Origin of the sequence: Marinobacter denitrificans, from assembly GCF_008795955.1 — a bacterium.
Taxonomy (GTDB): Bacteria; Pseudomonadota; Gammaproteobacteria; order Pseudomonadales; family Oleiphilaceae; genus Marinobacter; species Marinobacter denitrificans.
The window spans coordinates 1,210,511-1,231,658 of record NZ_VMHN01000001.1 but is presented as its reverse complement, the minus strand read 5'-3'; the positions used below and the strand labels follow the sequence as shown (position 1 = coordinate 1,231,658).

Annotated in this window: 21 protein-coding genes; 10 read left to right on the top strand and 11 right to left on the bottom strand. The window is 57.8% G+C overall.

Features of this window, described 5'->3' with window-relative positions; translation table 11 throughout:
- The first annotated feature begins 35 nt into the window (after window positions 1-35).
- Window positions 36-302 (top strand): hypothetical protein, encoded by a 267-nt coding sequence (locus FO268_RS05735; RefSeq protein ID WP_150990625.1) that lies wholly within the window; start codon window positions 36-38, stop codon window positions 300-302.
- Window positions 303-458: 156 nt separating this feature from the next.
- On the opposite strand, the gene panP is transcribed toward FO268_RS05735, so the two are convergent.
- The 4 genes from panP to FO268_RS05715 form a co-directional block, all read right to left on the bottom strand.
- Window positions 459-2,135 (bottom strand): pyridoxal-dependent aspartate 1-decarboxylase PanP, encoded by a 1,677-nt coding sequence (panP, locus tag FO268_RS05730; protein ID WP_150990623.1) that lies wholly within the window; start codon window positions 2,133-2,135, stop codon window positions 459-461.
- Between the two features lie 194 nt (window positions 2,136-2,329).
- The gene (locus FO268_RS05725; RefSeq protein ID WP_150990621.1) at window positions 2,330-2,671 is read right to left on the bottom strand and encodes a DUF503 domain-containing protein; all 342 of its coding nucleotides are present in this window, start codon (window positions 2,669-2,671) and stop codon (window positions 2,330-2,332) included.
- A gap of 200 nt (window positions 2,672-2,871) precedes the next feature.
- Entirely contained in the window at window positions 2,872-4,575 is a 1,704-nt protein-coding gene (locus FO268_RS05720) for an isovaleryl-CoA dehydrogenase (protein ID WP_150990619.1), read from the bottom strand.
- Between the two features lie 2 nt (window positions 4,576-4,577).
- A complete protein-coding gene (locus FO268_RS05715) occupies window positions 4,578-5,210 on the bottom strand; it encodes a TetR/AcrR family transcriptional regulator (RefSeq protein ID WP_150990617.1) in 633 nt (210 codons plus the stop codon).
- A gap of 269 nt (window positions 5,211-5,479) precedes the next feature.
- Here FO268_RS05715 and FO268_RS05710 point away from each other — a divergent pair, with 269 nt between their 5' ends.
- From FO268_RS05710 to FO268_RS05690, 5 genes are all read left to right on the top strand, one after another.
- Complete coding sequence (locus tag FO268_RS05710) at window positions 5,480-5,701, top strand: hypothetical protein (protein WP_150990615.1); 222 nt, start codon at window positions 5,480-5,482, stop codon at window positions 5,699-5,701.
- Window positions 5,702-5,861: 160 nt separating this feature from the next.
- Window positions 5,862-6,890, top strand: a complete 1,029-nt coding sequence (locus FO268_RS05705; RefSeq protein ID WP_150990613.1) for a lipase secretion chaperone — start codon at window positions 5,862-5,864, stop codon at window positions 6,888-6,890.
- A 121-nt stretch (window positions 6,891-7,011) separates the two neighbouring features.
- Window positions 7,012-8,028 (top strand): porphobilinogen synthase, encoded by a 1,017-nt coding sequence (gene hemB / locus FO268_RS05700; RefSeq protein ID WP_150990611.1) that lies wholly within the window; start codon window positions 7,012-7,014, stop codon window positions 8,026-8,028.
- A 59-nt stretch (window positions 8,029-8,087) separates the two neighbouring features.
- Window positions 8,088-10,226: a polyphosphate kinase 1 gene (gene ppk1, locus FO268_RS05695; protein ID WP_150990609.1), complete on the top strand. Its 2,139-nt coding sequence runs from the start codon at window positions 8,088-8,090 to the stop codon at window positions 10,224-10,226.
- A 67-nt stretch (window positions 10,227-10,293) separates the two neighbouring features.
- Window positions 10,294-11,586, top strand: coding sequence for a DUF945 family protein (locus FO268_RS05690; RefSeq protein ID WP_225316506.1), 1,293 nt, complete (start codon window positions 10,294-10,296; stop codon window positions 11,584-11,586).
- Between the two features lie 52 nt (window positions 11,587-11,638).
- Here FO268_RS05690 and coaD read toward each other — a convergent pair whose 3' ends face one another.
- From coaD to FO268_RS05670, 4 genes are all read right to left on the bottom strand, one after another.
- Window positions 11,639-12,121 (bottom strand): pantetheine-phosphate adenylyltransferase, encoded by a 483-nt coding sequence (coaD, locus tag FO268_RS05685; RefSeq protein ID WP_150990607.1) that lies wholly within the window; start codon window positions 12,119-12,121, stop codon window positions 11,639-11,641.
- 274 nt (window positions 12,122-12,395) lie between these two features.
- Complete coding sequence (locus tag FO268_RS05680) at window positions 12,396-13,988, bottom strand: GMC family oxidoreductase (protein WP_150990605.1); 1,593 nt, start codon at window positions 13,986-13,988, stop codon at window positions 12,396-12,398.
- 28 nt (window positions 13,989-14,016) lie between these two features.
- Window positions 14,017-14,661 carry a hypothetical protein gene (locus FO268_RS05675; protein WP_150990603.1) on the bottom strand — a complete coding sequence of 215 codons (645 nt, stop codon included), beginning with the start codon at window positions 14,659-14,661 and terminating at the stop codon, window positions 14,017-14,019.
- Window positions 14,662-14,863: 202 nt separating this feature from the next.
- Window positions 14,864-16,309 carry a coniferyl aldehyde dehydrogenase gene (locus FO268_RS05670; RefSeq protein WP_150990601.1) on the bottom strand — a complete coding sequence of 482 codons (1,446 nt, stop codon included), beginning with the start codon at window positions 16,307-16,309 and terminating at the stop codon, window positions 14,864-14,866.
- A 203-nt stretch (window positions 16,310-16,512) separates the two neighbouring features.
- Here FO268_RS05670 and FO268_RS05665 point away from each other — a divergent pair, with 203 nt between their 5' ends.
- Window positions 16,513-17,217 carry a TetR/AcrR family transcriptional regulator gene (locus FO268_RS05665; RefSeq protein ID WP_150990599.1) on the top strand — a complete coding sequence of 235 codons (705 nt, stop codon included), beginning with the start codon at window positions 16,513-16,515 and terminating at the stop codon, window positions 17,215-17,217.
- 141 nt (window positions 17,218-17,358) lie between these two features.
- Here the strand turns inward: FO268_RS05665 and yihA are convergent, their stop codons facing one another.
- Window positions 17,359-18,000 (bottom strand): ribosome biogenesis GTP-binding protein YihA/YsxC, encoded by a 642-nt coding sequence (yihA, locus tag FO268_RS05660; protein ID WP_150990597.1) that lies wholly within the window; start codon window positions 17,998-18,000, stop codon window positions 17,359-17,361.
- 174 nt (window positions 18,001-18,174) lie between these two features.
- On the opposite strand from yihA, the gene FO268_RS05655 reads away from it, so the two are divergent.
- The 3 genes from FO268_RS05655 to FO268_RS05645 all read left to right on the top strand — a co-directional run bounded on the left by FO268_RS05655 (window position 18,175) and on the right by FO268_RS05645 (window position 20,485).
- Complete coding sequence (locus FO268_RS05655) at window positions 18,175-18,783, top strand: c-type cytochrome (RefSeq protein WP_150990595.1); 609 nt, start codon at window positions 18,175-18,177, stop codon at window positions 18,781-18,783.
- Between the two features lie 141 nt (window positions 18,784-18,924).
- The gene (locus FO268_RS05650; protein WP_150990593.1) at window positions 18,925-19,563 is read left to right on the top strand and encodes a thiol:disulfide interchange protein DsbA/DsbL; all 639 of its coding nucleotides are present in this window, start codon (window positions 18,925-18,927) and stop codon (window positions 19,561-19,563) included.
- A gap of 61 nt (window positions 19,564-19,624) precedes the next feature.
- The gene (locus FO268_RS05645; RefSeq protein WP_150990591.1) at window positions 19,625-20,485 is read left to right on the top strand and encodes an endonuclease/exonuclease/phosphatase family protein; all 861 of its coding nucleotides are present in this window, start codon (window positions 19,625-19,627) and stop codon (window positions 20,483-20,485) included.
- 68 nt (window positions 20,486-20,553) lie between these two features.
- On the opposite strand, the gene rpmG is transcribed toward FO268_RS05645, so the two are convergent.
- Both rpmG and rpmB read right to left on the bottom strand, forming a co-directional pair.
- Window positions 20,554-20,709 (bottom strand): 50S ribosomal protein L33, encoded by a 156-nt coding sequence (gene rpmG / locus FO268_RS05640; RefSeq protein ID WP_007153739.1) that lies wholly within the window; start codon window positions 20,707-20,709, stop codon window positions 20,554-20,556.
- Window positions 20,710-20,720: 11 nt separating this feature from the next.
- Window positions 20,721-20,957, bottom strand: coding sequence for a 50S ribosomal protein L28 (rpmB, locus tag FO268_RS05635; RefSeq protein WP_027829915.1), 237 nt, complete (start codon window positions 20,955-20,957; stop codon window positions 20,721-20,723).
- Window positions 20,958-21,148 lie beyond the last annotated feature (191 nt).

Sequence of the window (21,148 nt, the reverse complement as noted above, 5' to 3'; positions counted from 1 at the left end):
CCCCCACTATTGCAAACCTTTCCGGGGATTGAGTCATGAGTTCAGCAGAAGAAAGCCGCCAGGCAAAGGTCATTGACGAGCTCAGGGTATTTATCAAGAAGGTTCTCAGCGACCCCACGATAGCCGTGAAGTCGGTGGAAATTGCGCGTAAATACCGTAATCAGCCCAATGCCAACGAGCTTATTGCCCGGGAAATAAGTGCCAACACCACGATCCGCATTCCGGAAAGCTGGAGTCGGGCGGACCATATGTTTTTAGAAATTCTGGACGAAGTGCTTGATGATGAAGAGGCGCTTTACTAGGTTGCGAGTCCAGGCTTGCACTGAGCGAGGGGCGGGGGAACTCTTACAAAACCGTGCGGAGCCATGGATGGCGGAGCCGAGCGTACAGGGACGTATCCACAGCGTGTTTTGGAAGAGTTCCCCCGCCCCTCGCGGTGTCTGAGGGAGGAAGCTGATTCAGGCCTGCTGGGCCCCGGACTGATGCAATTTCAGAACGGCATCCGCCATCTGATCCAGAATTTCCATTTCATCCTGAATACCTTCGTCCGCTGATAGTTCCCGCTGCTCTTTCAATATGTCTGCCAGGATTTCTTTTGTGGTCAACGGGTTGGCCAGTACCACCCGGAATACGATGCAGGGGAAGTTGAAATAGCATGCCGGCTCCAGGCGCGTCCGGGATACAAACGCTTTGCCCCGCTCACGCTGGGTTTTCTGCAGGAACTTGGTGATTCGGTTCAGGGAGGTGTTTAGTCGCTCGGCCTGCAGCGGGTCCGCGACGGAAAGCGCTTTTTGCACTTTCTCCGGACAGTAACGGTAGGTGAGGATATTGAGCTCGGGCTTGGTGATCAGTTCGAAATCCGGCTCTCCCTCGATCATTTCCGCAAAGGTTTTGGCCTTGTCGATGCCCTGGTCGATGAGGATTTCGTACCCCTCCCGGGCCAGGATTCGCAGCCCTGACTGGATCAGCATGGACATGCCCGGCCGTGAGCCCTCCAGAGTGGTGCTGCCCAGATCCCGTGAGCCTTTACGGATAATGTACTGGGCGTGGTGCTCCACGGCACTGGCCAGGCTTGGGTCACGAAATACCACCAGCCCCACGCCCATGGGCACGTAGAGCTGCTTGTGGGCATCGAAGGTCACCGAGTCAGCCTTTTCAATGCCCCGCAGCAGATGGCGGTGAGTGCGGGAGAACAGGGTCGGCCCGCCCCAGGCTGCGTCCACGTGGAAGTGGGCCCCGAATTCCCGGGCAATATCTGCCATGGCATCGAGAGGGTCGACGTTACCGGTTTCGGTGGTGCCGGCAATACCGCAAATGGCCATGACCCGGATCTTCTGGCGATGCAGTTCCAGGCACTTTTCCCGCAGGGCGTCGGTGTTGATCCGATTGTCGTCATCGGTGTCCACGGGCACCAGGAAGTCCCGGCCCAGGCCAAGTACATCGGCGGCTTTGCGCAGGGAGTAATGGCCGCGGCGGGAGACCAGTATGGCGGCGCCTTCGCAGCCGTAGTAACGCAGGGCGCGGAACAGGCCTTCCTGATGGATGCCGCGGAAGCTGCCTTCGGCGGGGAAGGCGTTGTTGCGCGCCACCCAGAGTGCCGTCAGGTTGGCCACGGTGCCACCGGAGCACATGGCGCCCAGCGCATAGCGGGGGTCGTGCATCCACTTGCGGTAGAAGGCACCGTCCTGTTCGTAGACCAGCCGGTGGATCATGCCCAGCACCTGGCGCTCCATGGGCGTGAACGCCTTGGAGGTTTCGGTCTTCACCAGGTTCTGGTTGAGGGCAATCATGATCTTGGACAGTGGCAGCATGAAGTAGGGCAGTGCCGATGTCATATGGCCGATAAAGCTGGGAGAAGCCGTGTGTACGGAGTTGGCCACCAGCTTGTCGAGCAGGAACTGGGCTTGCTCCGAGACGAAGATGGGTTTTTCGGGAATGGCGTAGTCCGAGAAATCTTTCTCCACGTCGGAAAGATCCCGTTCGACCGCAACGATGTGTTCCTGCAGGAACCCGGCAAGGTTACGGGAGATGTTCTGGTCAATCCGGCTCAGTGTGGATTCAGGTGCCTCAGGCACTGTGAATACACGGTACATGGCCTCTACTGAGGCCTGGGCGGATTTTTTCTTTCCGGTCATAGGTGCCGCACACTATCAGTGGTCATCCACAGGGCCTGTCCCGGATACTCTGCGGATATGGTCGGACACACGGGGTTCCGACGTCGATAACTTGCCACCGGGCTACTGCCAGGCGCTCTGTTCTCCCTGAGGGGCCGTAGTATACGGTGTCGCGATACCATACGCTACAGCATGGTCCCTGCCCGCGGGGCGGGTCAAAGGATCTCCCGGTGTACGTCCAGTATGGCGGCGTCGACGCGTTCCTGTATCGCTTTTTCGATCTGGTCCAGGCGCTGGGAGATCTGCTGTGAGGTTCCACCAAGGGCTGCGATAGTCCAGGTGGCACAGTCCAGGGCGTCCTGGTCGGCGGTTTCGGCGACGGCCAGGTCGGGTTCTTTGCCCCAGACGGCTTTGAGGGCGGTGAAGACCTTGCGTTTGGCTTTCAGGTCTTCGCAGCCATAGAGCTGGAAGTGCAGGGTCAGGATGCCCACATGGGGCGTGATGACTGGCTGCTGCGGGTTGCCTTGGTTCAGGAGTTTTCTCAGGGCTTCAGACATTTCTTTGCTTCCGGCTATGGTGCAGGAACCAGCGGGGGATGGCTTTCCAAAACACGCTCCTTCGGCACATCCATGTGGCGCTTGAGCTCCGCCATCCTTGGCTCCGCACAGTTTTGGAAAGCCATCCCCCGCCGGTTCGCGAACCTTTCAGTTAGAGTCCGCCTCCGCCGAACATTGTTTAGTGTCCGGCGGCCTGCTTTCTAGCCTACTACAGGCGTTGCCCGTTTGATAATTGCCGCCGGGTCGGTGCCGGAGGGGAGGTTGCCGTAGTTTAGGCCGCCGTTGTGTTCGAGCCGGGAGGCGCAGAAGGCGTCGGCAACGGCGGGGTCAGAATTTCTCAGTAGCAGTGAGGACTGCATCAGCAACGCCAGCCTGTCCACCAGGTTACGGGCGCGGTATTCGAAGTCGCTGATGTCGGCGAAGTCGTTCTGCAGTTGTGCCAGGAAGCGGTCGAAGCGGGCATCACTGCCCCGCGCCTCTGCGGCTTCGTGAAAGAAGGCGTCGAGGGTGTCCGGCTCTTTCTGCAGGGCGCGCAGGGTGTCCAGGCACTGGACGTTGCCGCTGCCTTCCCAGATGGCGTTGACCGGGGATTCGCGCAGCAGGCGCGGCATGATGCAGTCTTCCATCACGCCGCTGCCGCCAATGCATTCCATGGCTTCGTAGGCGTGGTTGGGTGTGCGCTTGCAAATCCAGTACTTGCCAACGGGGGTCGCCAGCCGGGCCAGCAGGCGTTCGTGTTCCAGGTGCTGGTTGTCCAGTGAACGGGCGATGCGCATGGTGTAGGCGAGCGCCGCTTCGCTTTCCAGTGCCAGGTCGGCCAGTACGTTCTGCATCAACGGTTGGTCGCTGAGTCGGTGGCCGAAGGCGCTGCGGTGGCGGCAGTGATGTGTCGCCTGGGCAAGAGCCTGGCGCATGCCAGCGGAGCTGCCAATCATGCAGTCGAAGCGGGTCATGGCGACCATTTCAATAATCGTAGGCACGCCGCGGCCTTCTTCGCCGACCATCCAGGCCAGGGCGCCCCGCAGCTCCGCTTCACTGGAGGCGTTGGCGACGTTGCCCATCTTGTTCTTCAGGCGCTGGACCTGCCAGGGGTTCTTGCTGCCGTCCGGACGCCAGCGTGGCATCAGGAAACAGGACAGGCCGCTTCTGGTCTGAGCGAGTACCAGGAAGGCGTCACACATGGGCGCTGACACGAACCATTTATGGCCGACAAGCTCATAGGCCTGCGCCGGGCCTTCGGCGCCAATGGCGTAGGCCCGGGTGGTGTTGGCCCGGACATCGCTGCCGCCCTGTTTTTCGGTCATCGCCATGCCAATGGTAACGGACTGTTTTTCGCGGTCAGGCAGGTTGCGGGGGTCGTAGCTGTTGGCGAGAATCTTGTGCTCCCAGATGGCAGCCAGTTCCGGTTGCTTGCGGATCGACGGGATCGCCGCGAAGGTCATGGTGACAGGGCAGCAGTGGGCCGCTTCCACCTGGGAGTGCAGGTAATATTTGGCAGCTCTTGTGACATGGGCGCCCGCTCCCGGGTTAGTCCAGGGGCTGCTGTGCAGACCGTTTTCCATGGCGGTGGCCATGAGCTGGTGGTAGGCGGGGTGGAAATCCACCTGGTCAATCCGGTAGCCGAAACGATCGTGGGTATTGAATGCCGGTTTGTTCTCGTTGGCGCGGAACCCCAGTTCAATGGTTTCCGCTGAACCGGCCAGGGCACCGAACTGTTTCAGGTCACTGATCGCTGCCGCCGCGCCTTCCCGGGCCACGGCTTCCTGCAGGGCCTTGTCCTGCTCAAAGAGATTGTAGTTCTCCAGGGCCGGTGGCTGGTTGATGACCTCGTGGGTGACGGCCAGGTAGCGGTCGTCACCGGCATCTTCTGTATTATCCTGGGGCAGGGGCTGGCGGGCGTTCATGTTTACCTCCTGGTGCCAGTCAACCCCTGCATGCAAAAGCAAATGATGGAGTCGACCAGCGGATCATGGTCATTATTGTCTGTCTGGTCTGTGCCGCCCGTCTGGGCCGGTGAAAGCGGCCCAACAAGGCTTTCGGCAATGGCCCCTACAAGGCAGGTGCTACTTTGTCTGGCATCCTGATCGGGGAGGCTGTTTTCCCCGATGCCTTCTTTTATAGCCTGCTCGAACAGTTCGGCGTAGGCCCTGCGAAACTTCAGCCGTTCTTCTTCGACTTTCGGATCCACCGGCTCGGCGATCAACGACCACGCCATTACCGGGCCTCTGAGTGCGCGCTCTGCGAACTGGCGCAGGGCCGTTTCCAGTCGGGTTACTGCGTTGCCTTCGGTTGCCAGTGCCTCAGCTACCTTGTCGACTTCCCGCTGTGTTGCAATTCTGAATATCTCTGCAAACAGGTGCTCTTTGGACTCGAAATGCCGGTAGATAGTTCCTGTGGCGACACCGGCGCAAGCTGCAACTCGGGTGATCTGAGCGCTCCGGAAGCCGCCGTCGGACACGCATTCGTAGGTACATTCAATGATGCGCTTGCGGGCCTCCGCCTTGCGGTTGCGCATTTTCTCCGTTTCCCGATATGGCATGCAGGTTCCTTATAAGCAGTGAATCATTATTCATTCTTTCTGTCAATCAACTGGCTCACGCAGGCGCGCCAATATTATTCTTATAAAACAGTGTCTTGAAATTTGATACAAAAAATTACAAAAAAATAGTTGTGAAGAAATAGCGTTGCAACCGAAAGCGGATTATAAAGACGCCAAGGTGGGTCGCAAGGCATACCCACCGAGATGGGGCGGCCCGCCGGAACTGGCTTGGCGCGCTCGGTGTGCTGTTTTCGTTGATGGAGAAAATCATGAGTGAATTCGACGAAAGCAATCTGGAGCAATCCGGTAGCTGGACACATGACAGTGATGATACACATTCCATTGCCGGCCGAGCACGTATTCGTGCCCAGCTACAGCAGGATATTGAATCATTCCTGAGCCAGGGTGGCAGAATTGAGGAAGTTGATACGGCATTCCGTTCGGATTCCCCCCGAAAGGTGGAGGTCGGTTTCAATAATCGCTCTCTCTGAATTCTCAGGCCGCAGCCTCCCGGGCTGCGGCCAGTTTAGGCTGTAGTTTAATGCTGTAGTTTTGTGGTTGTTTTGACACCGGTCTCACCGCAGTACCTTTCGTTCCTCTATGCTGCCATCAGCAGAATAGCTCTTAACCCCAAGGCAGGCAGTTTTTTAAATGAGAGGACTCCTTCGTTTTGCAACTGTGGCGCTACTCGCCATAGCCGCGCTGTTTGCAGGCATGCTGATTTATTTCAGCGACGAGTCCGCGACACCGGCTGACAGTGCTGCTTCCGCCGTGTCTGGTAGTCAGTCTGATTTTTCACAGAGCCTGACCGAAAAGGGTGCAGCGCCCTCAAAGCTGGTTGGAGACCCTGGAGTCGCCATACCGGACGCGTTGCCGGCTTCATTGGAGGGCACCAGTGTCCCTGGCGGCTGGGCCGAAACCGACAGCAATGGTTCTCTGGTTCCCACGCCCCAATTACGCCAGTTGTTCGAGTACTACCTTGCCGCTCTGGGAGAGGAAACTCTGCCCCAGTTGGTGGCCCGCATAGAACAGGCGCTTGCCAGGCTGCAGGAGCCAGCCCGTTCTGAAGCCATGGCTATCCTGGGGAATTATCTGGACTACAAGCTGGCGGTAGGGGAGCTGGAAACCAGCTACGCCAATGCAGGGGCCTCGAGCCCTGAAGAAATGCAGCAGCAAATGGCTGAGATTCGTGCCTTGCGGCGCGCCTGGATGGATGCGCAGACCGCCGAGGCTTTTTTTGCGAGCGATGAGGCCCTAGACCGATTCCAGGTAGAGCAGTTGCGCATCCGGACTGACGACAGTCTTTCCGATGATGAACGGGAGCAGGCTCTGGCTCGAGCCGAGGGGGCATTACCTGAACCGATACGCGAGGCCCGTCGGGAAACCCGGAAATTTACGGATTACCACAAGGCGCGATCGGAGCTTGCGGATGACCCGGAAGCACTGAGCGACTGGAGAAAAGCACATTTTGGAGAACAAGCTGCCCGGCGGCTGGAACAGGCGGAAGCCGAACAGCAGGCGTGGGACAATAAATGGCAGGCCTACAGCGAGGAGCTGGCAGAGATCGAGAGCCTCGGTGTTGCGGGGCCTGAACGCGAAGCCGCCATCGACGCACTCCGGGACCATTACTTCGAAGGTGCGGAAAAGCTGCGGGCGGAAGCCCTGGATTCCATCCGGTAACAGTCCGGTCATCCGGCCATGACACTCTGAGTCCCATGTTCAGTCGCGGGCCCTGCCACCGCTGCTTGCGGGCGTGTATGATAGAGCAGTATTGTGCTCCATTTGCCACAGGAGGTGTTCCGTGAGCTCGTCGGTAAACCGTGTTTTCCCTGCCACTCGTCTGCGTCGCAACCGGGTTGACAGTTTTTCTCGCCGGCTGGTGCGGGAAAATCAGCTCAGTGCTGATAACCTGATTTTCCCGGTCTTCGTACTCGAAGGTGATGGGCAGCGGGAAGCCGTGCCTTCGATGCCTGGCGTGGAACGACTGAGCATTGATTTGCTGGTGGAGCAGGCAGCGGAACTGGTCGACCTGGGTATTCCGGCAGTCGCGCTGTTCCCGGTGGTTCCGGCAGAGCACAAGAACCTGTCCGGCTCCGGCGCCTGGGACGCCGATGGCCTTGCTCAGCGGGCCGTGCGAGCCCTGAAAAAGGCCCAGCCTGAATTGGGTGTTATCACCGATGTGGCGCTGGATCCGTTCACCACCCACGGTCAGGATGGCATCATCGATAACGACGGTTACGTGTTGAATGATGTGACCGTGGAGGCGCTGGTGAACCAGGCGTTGTCCCATGCGGATGCCGGAGCGGATATCGTGGCTCCCTCGGATATGATGGATGGCCGCGTTGTCGCCATCCGGGAGGCCCTGGAGTCTGCCGGCTATGTGAATACAAGGATTCTGGCCTATTCTGCAAAGTATGCCTCCAGCTATTACGGGCCGTTCCGGGATGCAGTCGGTTCGGCCGGGAATCTGGGCAAGGGTAACAAGGCCACCTATCAGATGGACCCGGGCAACAGCGACGAAGCGCTACACGAAGTGGCCATGGATATCGCCGAGGGGGCGGACATGGTGATGATCAAGCCGGGTATGCCGTACCTGGATATCGTCCACCGGGTAAAGCACGAGCTGCAGGTGCCGACGTTTGTCTACCAGGTCAGTGGTGAGTACGCCATGCACATGGCGGCGGCGGAAAATGGCTGGCTTGATGGCGATGCCGTGATGATGGAAAGCCTGATGGCTATGCGCCGTGCGGGTGCCGACGCCATTCTTACCTATTTTGCCGTCAGGGCTGCCCGGTTGATGCGCAGTAGCCGCACCTGACAGGCGCCAGTCACAATCAGGGTGCTGTACCGGCGTCCTGGCAATGGAAACAGTCAACAATGAGTACCGATTCTGCAAATAACCTGAAAGCCGTTGACGACAAGAACGTACCGGCGCCGGTGGAAGTGCCGGCCCCGGACAATGACGTTGATGTGGCCGCCCAGGAGAATTACTTCAACCGCGAACTGAGCCAGCTTCAGTTCAACTACCGCGTGCTCAAGCAGGCCCTGGACACCACCCATCCACTAATCAACCGGCTGATGTTCTGTTGCATTTTCAGCAGCAACATGGACGAGTTCTTCGAAATCCGTGTGGCCGGCCTGCGCCAGCAGATCAAGTACGGCCGGGAAACCCTGGGCTCCGATGGCATGATGCCGGAACAGGTGCTGGGTGAGATCAGCCGTGTGGCGCACGAGTACATCCGGGAACAGTACGACATTCTCAACAATGTACTGATTCCCGAGATGGAGCAGGAGAATATACATTTTGTCCGTCGCCGTGAGTGGACGGAGGCTCAGGCGGACTGGGTGCGTCGGTATTTCGACGAGGAAATTCTGCCCGTTGTCAGTCCCATCGGACTTGACCCGTCACATCCGTTCCCGCGCCTGGTGAACAAAAGTCTGAACTTCATTGTTGAACTGGACGGCAAGGACGCTTTCGGCCGGGAAACCGGTATGGCCATTGTGCCGGCACCCCGCTCCTTGCCACGCCTGGTGCGTTTACCGGACGATGTCTGCAACGGCGGCGATAACCTGGTGTTCCTGTCCTCCATGATTCACGCCCACGCCGATGAGTTGTTCCCGGGGATGGAGGTGAAAGGCTGCTATCAGTTCCGTCTGACGCGCAACGCCGACCTCGAGCTGGAAGATGATCTCGAAGACCTGGCCTCCGCACTGCGCGGTGAGCTTCTGAGCCGTCGCTTTGGTGATGGTGTGCGGCTGGAAGTCGCAGACAATTGTCCGGAAGAGCTGGTTCATTTCCTGCTGCGTGAGTTTGGTCTTACGGATCGGGACCTTTATCAGGTGCACGGGCCGGTTAACCTCACACGCCTGATGGCGGTGGGCGGCCTGGTGGATCGTCAGGACCTGACCTATTCCGGGTTTTCGCCGTCGATTCCGCGCCAGATACGCTCCAAAGAGACGATGTTTGACGCCATTCGCAAACGTCCGCTGCTTTTGTTACATCCCTTTGAAAATTTCAGCCCGGTGGTCGATCTGTTGCGTCAGGCGGCCAAGGACCCCCAGGTGCTGGCCATTCGCCAGACCCTGTACCGTACCGGCGCCGATTCAGAGATTGTTGAAGCGCTGATGGACGCGGCCCGCCGAGGCAAGGAAGTGACCGCCATTATCGAACTCAGGGCCCGTTTCAGCGAAGCGGAGAACCTGGAACTGGCCAGCCGCCTGCAGGAAGCGGGGGTTATCGTGGTTTATGGTGTGGTGGGCTACAAAACCCACGCCAAGATGATCCTGATTGTGCGACGCGAAGAAGGAAAGCTGCGGCGCTATGTCCACCTGGGCACGGGTAACTACCATGCCGGGAATGCCCGCCTGTACACCGATTACAGTTTTATGACCTGTGATGAGTCTATTGGTGACGACGTCAACAAGCTGTTCCAGCAGCTGACGGGGATGGGCAAGGCCCTGAAGATCAAGAAGCTGTTCCACTCCCCCTTTACCCTGCACAGCCGTTTGCTCGGGCTGGTAGACCGGGAAGCGGAGTTGGGTGAAAAAGGGCGTATTATTCTCAAATTCAACGCACTGACCGAGCGTGAGCTCATCAAGGCGCTTTACCGGGCGTCCCGGGCCGGGGTGAAAATAGACCTCATCATTCGCGGTATCTGTTGCCTGCGCCCGGAAGTGCCGGGGCTGTCGGATAATATCCGGGTCCGGTCCATTATCGGGCGGTTCCTGGAGCATACGCGGGTTTATTATTTCGGTAATAATGGCCGCCCGGAAGTCTATGGCTCCAGTGCGGACGGTATGGAGCGCAATTTGCTGAGTCGGGTGGAAACCGCCTTTCCGCTCGAAGATCCGGCCCTGATCGCTCGGGTGCGTGAAGACCTGGATACCTACCTGGCGGACAATTGCCAGTCCTGGGTGTTGCAGCCCGACGGCAGTTACATTCAGAATCAGCCGGCAGAAAACGAAGACCGTCTGGCATCGCAACTGGTTCTGCTGGAACGCCTGACCGGTAAATAATGATCACCCGTGCCGCCCGGCAACCTTTGTTCCGGGGCTCGCGGGTGTTGCAGTGGAGAACAGGCAGTTGAAAAAACAATGGATGGTTGCCGGCGCGGCAGTGCTGGCGGTTGGTGTGGTCGCCCCCTGGCTGGTGGGCTATGTAACAGAACAGCAGTGGCAGGCCGTTACCACGGAAGTGAATCAGGCCCAACCGCTGTTCCAGCTGGAAACGCGGGATTACAACCGGGGTTATCTGGGTGCTGATTTTAGCGGCACTCTCTCGGTTCAGCACCCGGAGACCGGCGAAGAGCATGAGTTCGATTACCAGGCGAGGGTGAGCCACGGCGTCACCGGGAGCCTGCTGGACTTTTCGCCCTCCAGTGAGCTTGGTTCCGAGGTCGAGAAAGTCTTTCCGGATGAGAAGCCGAAGCTGACTCTCGAAACCCGTTTTTGGGGCACGGCAATCGTGGAGCTGTCCGTGCCAGCGATAAGCGTCATCAATGAGGATACCGGCGAGTCCTTCGATATGTCGGAAAGCTACAGCCGCGCCAAAATCACGGACAACGGCTCCCAGGCCGACATTCTCATGCTCTGGCCGGGGGCCATAATCCGGGCACCGGATCTTCGTATCAGTATCGAAGATTTCCGCTTTGAGCAGACCATGGAGCATCTCACCGGGGATGTCTGGGTGGGTGACGGCGATATGTCCTTGAGTGGTTTTGAAATGGCTGCGCGGGACGAGCCCACACTGCGGTTTGACGATCTGGCCATCCGCAGCGAGACGTTTACCGAGGAGGAGGGCGACAGCATTGGCTCGGAGACGGTCATGACCCTGGAGACTGTCACCGCAGACGATACGAACTTCGGCCCCCATCGCATGGAGTTCGTGTTCCGCGGTCTGGATGTGCAGAGCTGGCATGACCTGACTACAGCGATGACGGAGATGCAGGCCGCTGCCCTGACCGCTTCCGGCACTGATTCCCGTGCCGTTATGCAGCAACAGATGGCCTCTATGACCCGTATCAATCAGGCATTGCTGGGTCTTGCCGGGGAAGGTTTCTCGTTTGGCTTTCCGGAGTTGTCGTTTGCCACACCGCATGGGCCGGTGAACGGTGAGATCATGGTGCAGCATCCGTCTTTGCCAGAGGACGAGAAGGATCAGATGATGATGGTGATGCAGCGGCTCACGGGCGATCTGGACCTGAGTATGCCGCTGGCGCTGGTAGAACAGTATCCGGAGCTGGGAATGCAGGTAGCGCCGCTGATAAAACAGGGAATGGTGGTGCAGGAAGGCGACCGTGTGCGGGTTCAGGGCAAACTGGAAGATCTTGCTCTGGACATCAATGGCAACCTCATCCCGTTACCACCGCTGTTCTGACTTTTCCGGACCGCTGCCCCTTTGAGGGCAGCAGTCGCTATCCCTCCCCTTTCTAATGCTTGCCAAACTTTTCCTTGAGTGCCGCTTCCACGGCCGGGTCGACAAACTCTGATATATCCCCTCCCAGAGAGGCAATTTCCCGGATCAGGGTGGAAGAGATATAGGACAGGTGGTTGGCCGGTGTCAGGAAGATACTTTCCACTTCCGGGGCCAGGCGTCGGTTCATGTCAGCAAGCTGGAACTCGTATTCGAAGTCGGAGACCGCTCTCAGGCCGCGAAGGATAACGGTTGCCCCCTGTTCCCTGACGAAGTCTGCCAGCAGGTTGCTGAAGCCGGTGACGCTGACATTGGGCAGGTGGGAGGTGGCCTGGGCAACCAGGTCACAACGTTCTTCCAGGGTCAGCAGTGGGGACTTTTTGGGGTTGTAGGCTATGGCGACGACCACTTCGTCGAAGAGGCGGCCGGCGCGTTCGATGAGGTCGGTGTGGCCGTTGGTGATCGGGTCAAATGTACCCGGGTAGATGACTTTTGGCATTCGGAGCTCCTTTTCACCGGAAGCGCACAGGATAGCAGCCTTCTTCCTTAACCAAAATGTTCGGCTTTGGTGCTGGGTCTCGCGCTGGATTGCTGACTTGTGTGTCTGTGCCGCGCGAGGAGGGCTCCCCAGGATACGCTACGAGCACATCCATGTGCGCTTGTGTAAAGCCATCCATGGCTTTACACAATCCTGGGAAGCCCTCCTCACGCGGCACTTCCGACAATGTTCCCGCCTATGAAGACTCATACTGAAATGCCAATTGCGCTGCTGTTCAGCTCCTGAGCTTTTGCGCCAACCTCGTACTGTTCCTCGCCGCCAGCGCATAAACGGACAACTGTGGATTCGCGCCAATGCTGGTGGGGAAGACCGAGGCGTCGTGGATGCTGAGGTTGGTGACCTGGTGGTGTTCGCCGAAGCCGTTTACCACGGATTCCTCGGGGTTATTGCCCATGCCGCAGCCGCCCATCTGGTGGGCGGTGAACAGGCGGACGCGGTGGGGTGCCATGGTGAGCTTGTCGATGCCGGCTTTGGTGTCGGCCCAGGTGGTGTACCAGGGGGAATCCAGGTGCATGAGGCGAACCTGTTTTGCGCCGGCGGCGAACTGGATTTCAGCCATTTTGTAGAACGCGTCTTTGAGACCGGCCCAGAGATAGTCGGTGACGGGGTAGTCCAACACCGGGCTGCCGTCGTCGCGGAGGCTGACGGTGCCGCCGGGGCTATCGGGGTGGAAGCCGTCGCGGAGCAGAGCGATGACGGAGTTCATTCTCGGCAGCTTCGACAGGTCGCTGACCTGTTGTTCGCCATGGCCGGGAACCACGCCGGCGGACATGGCCGGGTGCAGGGGCGGGACTTCCAGTTTGAAGCCGGCCGGGCCGTCGACGCCCCGGGAGAAGTTGAATTCGTCGGAATAGATCGATTGTGGTGCACCGTAATAGGGGTCGACGGTGTCCGGCATTTCCGCAATGGTGGCGTTGACCGGGTGCAGAAAGGTGCGTTTGCCGATGCGGTTGTGGGGGTCGGGTATGTCGGAGCGCAGCAGCAGGCCCGGTGAGCCGATGGCGCTGGCGGCCACCACGAAATGCTTCGCTTTCAGCTCCACCGTAATGCCGGAAGGCGTTACCCCGTCGGCCGCCATGGCGGAGGCTTGCAGATGGTCAATCCGGTCCTGCTTCATCACCAGCTTGTCGGCGCGCAAACCGTGGAACAGGCGGGCATTGTTATCCAGGGCGCCGGGAATGGTGGTGGTCAGTGCCCCCTGCTTGGCATTGGTAGGGCAGCCTACGCCGCAGTAGCCCAGGTTCCAGCAGCCTTTGACATTGCGGGGGATTACCTCCCAGGACCACCCCAAGGCCTCGCAGCCCTGGCGAAGGATGTCGTTATTGACGTTGGGGTCGGTTACCCAGGGTTCAATATTGTGGCGCTCCTCCCGGCCGTCAAACCAGAGCCTCATGGCGTCCGGGCTGAGGTCATCGAGCCCGAATCGGCTGGCCCAGTGGTTCAGGGTCGGGTCCGGGGTACGGAAACTGGATGTCCAGTTCACCGTCGTAGACCCACCCACGCAGCGACCCTGCAGCACCGCAATCGCCCCGTCTTTGGTAACCCGGCTCATGCCCTCCTGATACAGGGACGCATAGGCATCCAGCTCGTTCATCTTGAAATCTTTCTGGTAATACAGCCTGCCCTCTTCCACCAGAATCACCGACAGCCCGGCCCGCGCCAGTATCTCGGCGGTCGTGCCGCCGCCGGCGCCTGTGCCGATGACCACCACATCCGCTTCGTGGGTCTGGTTGTGCGTCAGGGTAGCGCCGTCGGTGACCTTCCAGCCGGCTTCAAGCCCACGAGCAATACGATCCGTTAATGACATTGAAATACTCCGATATGCGGGTGGGCGCTCAGGCGTTGTCTTTAAACTGGGGCAGGGAATCCACGGCAAACCCGGGAGGACCGGGATATCCGGAAAGGTGCCAGTGGTCGGGGTGGCCATAAAACGCCACATTACTGACCTTCGTCAGGGCGATGTAGCCATTGTTGAAAAGACCAATGCCGCTGGTACGCCAGCGCTCAAGGAACGCATGGGCGGTTTCCGGGCTGACGTTCTCCCAACTTGACCAGACCCGCGCAACCGTTACCCGTGTCAGCCCGAAATTGAGCAGATCAAACAGCCCGCGGAGTTCCTTCTGGTTGGCGGGACCAAACTGGTGGATGCCAGCATCAATACGCTCGATCGTAGCCTGAATCTGTTGTCGCCGGACCACTTGCTCCTCGGCCAGCCCCGGACCGACCATAGCTGGTAGCAGGGCCTTGAACAGCACAATGTCGTCTCGGGTGAGAAACCGGAACTCATAGCTCTGGTCCATCGCCTCCGGCATCGGGTAGTCCCGACCCGCCGGCGCGGACGCACACCCCGACAGGCCGGCCGTGACACTGACCGTGCCCAGAAACAACGCCCCACCAAGCCCCGTCCGAAGAAAACTCCGGCGGTCCATAGCAGTAGCAGGGGCTTCCGTTTGCACGGATTGAGGAAGGGTTTCAGACATAACGACTCTCTTGTTTTTATTGTCTTTTGTTTATTTTTTCGGCCAGCCAGCTCCAGGCTGACAGGAACCGGAGAGAACGGCCGTCCGGGACCCTAAAAAACAGGGATGTTTTTTAGGAGCCTACATGGACGTATTCACGGCGTGTCCCGGGCGGTCGTTCTCACCGGGTCCCAGCACCCAAACTATCAGGCGCTGGGACCAATCACCGAATGAATAGCTTATATACCATCTTGTGCGCCTTCGTACCGTGAGGCGCATATACAAACTTGCCACTGTTGAATTTCTGCTTGCTGAAGATCGCCCGATGATGGGAGAACGTCAGGAAGCCTTCCTTGCCGTGGTAATGACCCATGCCCGAGTCGCCGACGCCACCGAACGGCAGATCATCCTGGGCAACGTGCATCAGCGCATCATTGATACACATACCGCCAGAGTGGGTATTGTCGACCACGCGCTCCTGCATCGACCTCTCGTAGCCGAAGAAATACAGTGCCAGGGGGCGAGGGCGGTCATTGATGTAGTGAATCGCCTCATCCAGGTTGCCATAACTGACTACCGGCAGGATCGGCCCGAAAATTTCATCCTGCATGATCTTCATATCCGGCGTCGTCTTCAGCGCCAGCGTAATGGGCATCTTGCGAGTGCCGTCTTTCATGTTCTCACTGGCCGGGTTGATCTCGATCAGCTCCGCGCCCTTGTTGCGGGCGTCCTCGAGATACCCCTGCAACCGGTCGTACTGGCGCTCATTGATGATCGCCGTGTAATCGTCATTGTCGCGCAGGCTCGGGTACATCTTCGCAAACTGGTTGCGGTACTCGTCCACAAACGCCTGCACCCGGTCAGCCGGACACAGTACATAGTCTGGTGCCACACAGGTCTGGCCCGCATTCAGCGCCTTGCCGAAGGCAATGCGCTGGGCGGCATCTTCCATGGGCACATCCGGTGAAACGATGGCCGGTGATTTGCCACCCAACTCCAGGGTTACCGGTGTCAGGTTTTCCGCTGCAGCACGCATCACCAGCTTTCCTACCGAGGTGGAACCGGTGAATAGCAGGTGGTCAAAGGGCCGGCTGGAGAAATCCGCTGCCACATCCGCCTCCCCATTGATCACACTGACCAGGTCCTCCGGGAATGCGGACTCGACAATCTCCCGGAACAGGGCAGAGGTGTGGGGCGTAAATTCTGACATCTTGATCATCGTGCGGTTGCCCGCTGCCAGGGACGCCACCAGTGGGCCTACCGCCAGATACAACGGGTAGTTCCAGGGTACGATTACACCCACAACGCCCTTGGGCTGGTAGTGAACACGGTTGCTGGCAGGCTGGAACAATACAGACACATGCCGCTTGGAGGGCTTCATCCAGCCCTCAAGGTTTTTCAGGGCGTAGTTGATGCCCTGAATGGAGGGCATAACCTCTGCAATCAGCGATTCATCCTTCGAGCGACAACTGAAATCCCGATCAATGGCGTCCAACAGTTTGTCCTGGTTGGTCATCAGCACACGTTTAAGCCGTTTCAGATTCTCCTTGCGTTCAGTCAGTGACGGCATCGGATTATTGCGGAAGGCCTTCTTCTGGTCGTCGAACACACGGTGAGTATGCTGGATCTGCTTCTTGCTTTCGGTAAGCTGGACAACGGTGGCAACCATATCGCTCTCTCCTCGCGACGCCGGGCTCATGGCCGGGGCATCTTGTTCATCGTCAGCGGCCCGCCGGTGGGGCCGGAAATAGCATTGGCGAAAAAGTATTCAGTTTGCGCTTGAGGCTATTATTAGAGTATATACTCTAGTGAGTCAAGGCGACCGGATGGCGGATCGGGCCATCCCACACACAACAACGCATTGCAGAGCCTATGAAAACCCGAGACAAGATTCTTCTTTCGAGCCTGGAGCTGTTCAACGAGAGGGGAGAGCGCAATATCACCACCAATCATATTGCTGCTCACCTGGCGATTTCGCCGGGAAACCTTTACTACCATTTTCGAAACAAGTCCGACATCATCTATGAGATTTTTCTCGAGTACGAAAAGCTGGTGGATTTCTATCTGGATATTCCGGAAGACCGGCCTATTACCCTGGAAGACCTGACGTTTTATCTTGAGTCTGTGTTTGACGGGCTCTGGAGTTACCGCTTTTTTCACAGGGACCTGGAATACCTGCTCGACAGCGACCGCCGCCTGCGCCAGGACTACCGGGAATTCACCAACCGCTGCCTGGCAGCAATCAGCAGGATATTCGAGAAACTGGCCGATGCGGGGATTATCCAGCCTCAGCCCGACGAGCTCCGCTCGGCGATGTCGCTGAACGTATGGCTGGTTATCACCAACTGGATGGCCTTTCTGAAAACGGCCCACGCTCTTGAGGAGTCCACCAGCCTGACTCTGAAGGAGTTGAAGCAGGGCATCTATCAGGTGCTCACGCTCGAAATCCCCTATCTGACGGCAGATTATCGGGAGCGAGTGATGGCGTTGCGGGAGAAATACCGACCAAGTCTGCCAGAGTCTGCAGACGCTTCAGACGGCGCTTCTGGAAAAGATGAAAAATTGAGGAACTTTTGATCAATTGGCATGTCACTAATAACGACATCGGGAATTCGGACATTCTCGGTGTCGCCTGAGTGAGTTCTCAGGTTTTAGCACGTCGCAAACCCTGACGTTTCGCCGGCCTGTCATGCAGGCCGGTTTTTTATGGGCGAAGGGTTAATCTAGCGCCTCCGGCTGATCGTCGTCCAGCCACTGGGTAAGCGCATCCCTGGCTTCGTCCAGACCTCGCTTGGAGGTGGCGGAGAACATGACCAGGTGATGCAGGCATTCCAGCCCTTCCAGCTTCCTGGCAATGTTGAGCATTGCCGTCTTGGCCTGTCCGAATTTCAGTTTGTCGGCTTTGGTGGCCAGAATCATCAACGGAAGCTTGTTATGTTCGCACCATTCCACCATCATTTGGTCGAAATCGGTCAGCGGGTGTCGGATGTCCATGACCAGCACCAGCCCGCGCAGGCAGCGGCGGTCGTTCAGGTAGTGGCCCAGATGTTTTTGCCAGTCATCTTTCATGTCCCGGGACACCTTGGCATAGCCATAGCCGGGCAGATCCACCAAGCGGCAGTGTTCCCGGTTGAGGGAGAAGAAGTTGATCAGGCGGGTGCGCCCCGGGGTTTTACTGGTGCGGGCCAGTTTGCCGTTGGTGGTGATGCAATTGATCGCGCTGGATTTGCCCGCGTTCGAGCGCCCGGCAAAGGCGACTTCGGCGCCATGGTCCGGTGGACATTCCTCCAGGCGCGAGGCGCTGGTCAGAAAGCGGGCGCTGTTAAAAGAGATGCTTTTTTGAGTCAGATCAGATGACACGGGTGTTGATATTCCTATTGGATTTCAGTTGTCAGGGATTAATGTATAATGCTACACCAAATCCGGGCAGCACGCTTCGCGTTGCTGCTGATCAGCCCCGGTTTGTGCCTTCCAGGCCAGTGCCTGCCGGCTGCATAACGAAGAATACTTTTGGATGAGAGAAGCGGAGCGAGCATGAAGAAACTGATCGCAGGAGTTGTTCTCGGTGTTGGCCTCACAGCGATGGCTCACGGGGCAGGAGATCCTGAAGCAGGCGAAGCAAATGCAGCGGTGTGTGCCGGGTGTCACGGGCAAGGCGGAGCAAAGCCGGTCATGGCGGTGTATCCGAAGCTTTCCGGTGTTGGCGAAAAATACCTTCACCAGCAGCTGGTACTGATCAAGGACAAGGAACGCGAAATTCCAGAGATGACTGGTCTGCTGGACAACATGTCCGACCAGGATCTTCAGGACCTCGCTGCCTACTTCAATGAGCAGGATATTACAGTTGCCCAGGCCAACCCTGACCTGGTGGATGAAGGGCAGGCGCTCTACCGTGGTGGCAACATGGCTTCTGGTGTTCCGTCCTGCGCCGGGTGTCATAATCCACGGGGCACGGGTAACGAACCTGCGGGTTATCCCAGGCTGAGCGGCCAGACTGCTGAGTATGTGGAAAAGCAGCTCAAGGCCTACCGTGACGGCGAACGCGATGGCGGTCGTAACGCTTCGGTCATGATGGACGTTGCTGCCAAATTGACGGATGCCGAGATCGAAGCAGTGGCCAGTTACGTTTCCGGCCTCAACTGATCGATTCCGGTTACGCTGAAACCCCGCTCTGGCGGGGTTTTTTGTTGGTTGCCGCTCTTTAATCCCGCCCTTGTGGAACTTTTCAGGTCTGCTGGGTCATAATCCTCTCAAATCGTCCAACTTGAAAACCGGAGATAATAAATGATCGGAATAGTCCGGAACGCCGCATTATCCATTCTGGCCCTGTTTTTCGTGGCCCAGGCAAGCGCTGCCACGTGGGAAGAGGGGCAGCATTATCAAAAACTGGATAACCCGGTCAGAACTGCCAGTGAAAGTGGTGTCGAGGTGGCTGAAGTGTTCTGGTACGGCTGTCCTCACTGCTATACCTTCAAGCCCTTGATCGAAAGCTGGGTTGAGAATAGCCCGGAGTACGTCAATTACGTAAACATCCCTGCTGCCCTGGGTAGCTCCTGGGAGCCCCATGCCAAGGCTTTTTACGCACTGCAGACGATGGGCGAACTGGACAAGGTTCATGATGCCCTGTTTGAGGCGCTGGCGGGGGAGCGCCGCCCGCTGAACTCAGGTGAAGCCCTGGCGGACTTCGTGGCAAATCACGGTGTGGATGGCGAAGAATTTCTCAAGAACTACAATAGCTTTGGTGTGAATGCAAAAATGCAGCAGGCCCAGGCCAAGATTCGGGGCGCGCGCGTAACCGGTACACCGACTATGATTGTTAATGGCAAGTATCGTATCACTGCTTCAATGGCCGGTGGCCATGAAGAGGTGCTGGAGGTTGTTGACTACCTGGTTGAGAAGGAACGTGAAGGCCAGGACCAGTAATTGCCAGGGCCCGGCTACGATACGTTAGCCGGGCCATATCTTGAGTCAGAGCTGCCATCACATGTATAACCGTATTCGCAAGCAGCTGAATGGTATTCTCAAATCAACGAATGGGCCTCGCGGGACCTGTTCTGGTGATGCCCATGTTCCGGAATTTGAGCCTCACCGCCATATCCGCCTGCTGACGTTCAATATCCAGGTCGGCATCAATACGTCTTCTTATCGCCACTACGTCACCCGTAGCTGGCAGCACTTTCTCCCTCATGGCAAACGCATCCAGAATCTCGACCGTATTGCCACATTGCTCAGCAATTACGATGTTGTCGCACTGCAGGAATGCGATGGCGGCAGTCTGCGCAGCGGTTATATCAACCAGGTGCAGTATCTGGCAGAAGCGTCGGGGATTCCTTACTGGCATCAGCAGCTCAATCGCAATCTGGGGCAACTGGCCCAGCACAGCAATGGCTTGCTCAGCCGCTACCGGCCGCTGGATGTTACCGAGCACCGGTTGCCCGGCCTTATTCCGGGGCGGGGCGCCATCGTTGCCCGTTACGGGGTAGAGGAAGATCCTTTGGTTCTGGTGATGATGCACCTGTCCCTGAGCAAGTCGGCCCAGCAGCGTCAACTCGCTTACATCCAGGAGTTGATTGCCGAGTATCAGCATGTGGTGCTGATGGGTGACCTCAACAATCATGCGGAGGAACTGCTCAGCAACACTCCTCTGAAGCATTCCAATCTGGTCCCCCTGCCGGATACTGCCCACAGCTTCCCTAGCTGGCGCCCCGAGCGCGCACTGGATCATATTCTGGTAAGCCCGAGCCTGGAGATACGGCGTTCGGAGGTTGTCAGCTATCCGGTATCGGATCATCTGCCAATCGCCATGGACATCAAGCTGCCCCAGGGTTACCTGGAAACCTTCTAGCATTTTTGTCCTGGCCACAGGCATTAAAAAACCCGGCCGTGGCCGGGTTTTTTGCGGTCGCCATGATCTTACTTGATCTTGGCTTCCTTATACGCAACGTGCTTGCGGACAACCGGATCGTACTTTTTGATCTCGATTTTTTCCGGGGTGTTACGCTTGTTCTTGTTGGTCGTGTAGAAATGACCAGTACCTGCTGATGAAACCAGCTTGATTTTCTCGCGCATGATGCGGCTCCTTAAAATTTCTCGCCGCGGGCACGAAGATCGGCCAGCACAGCGTCAATGCCTTTTTTATCGATAACACGCATACCCTTGGTGGATACGCGCAGCTTTACGAAGCGCTTCTCTGATTCAACCCAGAAACGATGGTTCTGCAGGTTGGGCAGAAAACGACGACGTGAGTGGTTCATCGCGTGAGAAACATTGTTACCGGTGACCGGTCGCTTACCGGTAACCTGACAGACTCTGGACATACTTGCCTCCGACCTGAGCTTTGGTCCTGAAAATGCGTATTTAATTCGTTTAATTGCGTCTCTGGTCGCTACCTGCGCCGCAAAATTGCACGCTGCCCGCCAGACGCCGCCAGTAAAGGGACGCTTTTATACCAGAACTGCTGCCCCAACGCAAAAAATTGTTGGGAATTTGGCCAGTTTCCCGGTGAAAT

What these genes read in the sequence shown, in the direction of transcription:
- FO268_RS05735 (WP_150990625.1), top strand. Translation starts at nt 36, where the DNA reads ATGAGTTCAGCAGAAGAAAGCCGCCAGGCAAAGGTCATTGACGAGCTC.
- panP (WP_150990623.1), bottom strand. Translation starts at nt 2,135, where the DNA reads ATGACCGGAAAGAAAAAATCCGCCCAGGCCTCAGTAGAGGCCATGTAC.
- FO268_RS05725 (WP_150990621.1), bottom strand. Translation starts at nt 2,671, where the DNA reads ATGTCTGAAGCCCTGAGAAAACTCCTGAACCAAGGCAACCCGCAGCAG.
- FO268_RS05720 (WP_150990619.1), bottom strand. Translation starts at nt 4,575, where the DNA reads ATGAACGCCCGCCAGCCCCTGCCCCAGGATAATACAGAAGATGCCGGT.
- FO268_RS05715 (WP_150990617.1), bottom strand. Translation starts at nt 5,210, where the DNA reads ATGCCATATCGGGAAACGGAGAAAATGCGCAACCGCAAGGCGGAGGCC.
- FO268_RS05710 (WP_150990615.1), top strand. Translation starts at nt 5,480, where the DNA reads ATGAGTGAATTCGACGAAAGCAATCTGGAGCAATCCGGTAGCTGGACA.
- FO268_RS05705 (WP_150990613.1), top strand. Translation starts at nt 5,862, where the DNA reads ATGAGAGGACTCCTTCGTTTTGCAACTGTGGCGCTACTCGCCATAGCC.
- ppk1 (WP_150990609.1), top strand. Translation starts at nt 8,088, where the DNA reads ATGAGTACCGATTCTGCAAATAACCTGAAAGCCGTTGACGACAAGAAC.
- coaD (WP_150990607.1), bottom strand. Translation starts at nt 12,121, where the DNA reads ATGCCAAAAGTCATCTACCCGGGTACATTTGACCCGATCACCAACGGC.
- FO268_RS05680 (WP_150990605.1), bottom strand. Translation starts at nt 13,988, where the DNA reads ATGTCATTAACGGATCGTATTGCTCGTGGGCTTGAAGCCGGCTGGAAG.
- FO268_RS05675 (WP_150990603.1), bottom strand. Translation starts at nt 14,661, where the DNA reads ATGTCTGAAACCCTTCCTCAATCCGTGCAAACGGAAGCCCCTGCTACT.
- FO268_RS05670 (WP_150990601.1), bottom strand. Translation starts at nt 16,309, where the DNA reads ATGGTTGCCACCGTTGTCCAGCTTACCGAAAGCAAGAAGCAGATCCAG.
- FO268_RS05665 (WP_150990599.1), top strand. Translation starts at nt 16,513, where the DNA reads ATGAAAACCCGAGACAAGATTCTTCTTTCGAGCCTGGAGCTGTTCAAC.
- FO268_RS05655 (WP_150990595.1), top strand. Translation starts at nt 18,175, where the DNA reads ATGAAGAAACTGATCGCAGGAGTTGTTCTCGGTGTTGGCCTCACAGCG.
- FO268_RS05650 (WP_150990593.1), top strand. Translation starts at nt 18,925, where the DNA reads ATGATCGGAATAGTCCGGAACGCCGCATTATCCATTCTGGCCCTGTTT.
- FO268_RS05645 (WP_150990591.1), top strand. Translation starts at nt 19,625, where the DNA reads ATGTATAACCGTATTCGCAAGCAGCTGAATGGTATTCTCAAATCAACG.
- rpmG (WP_007153739.1), bottom strand. Translation starts at nt 20,709, where the DNA reads ATGCGCGAGAAAATCAAGCTGGTTTCATCAGCAGGTACTGGTCATTTC.
- rpmB (WP_027829915.1), bottom strand. Translation starts at nt 20,957, where the DNA reads ATGTCCAGAGTCTGTCAGGTTACCGGTAAGCGACCGGTCACCGGTAAC.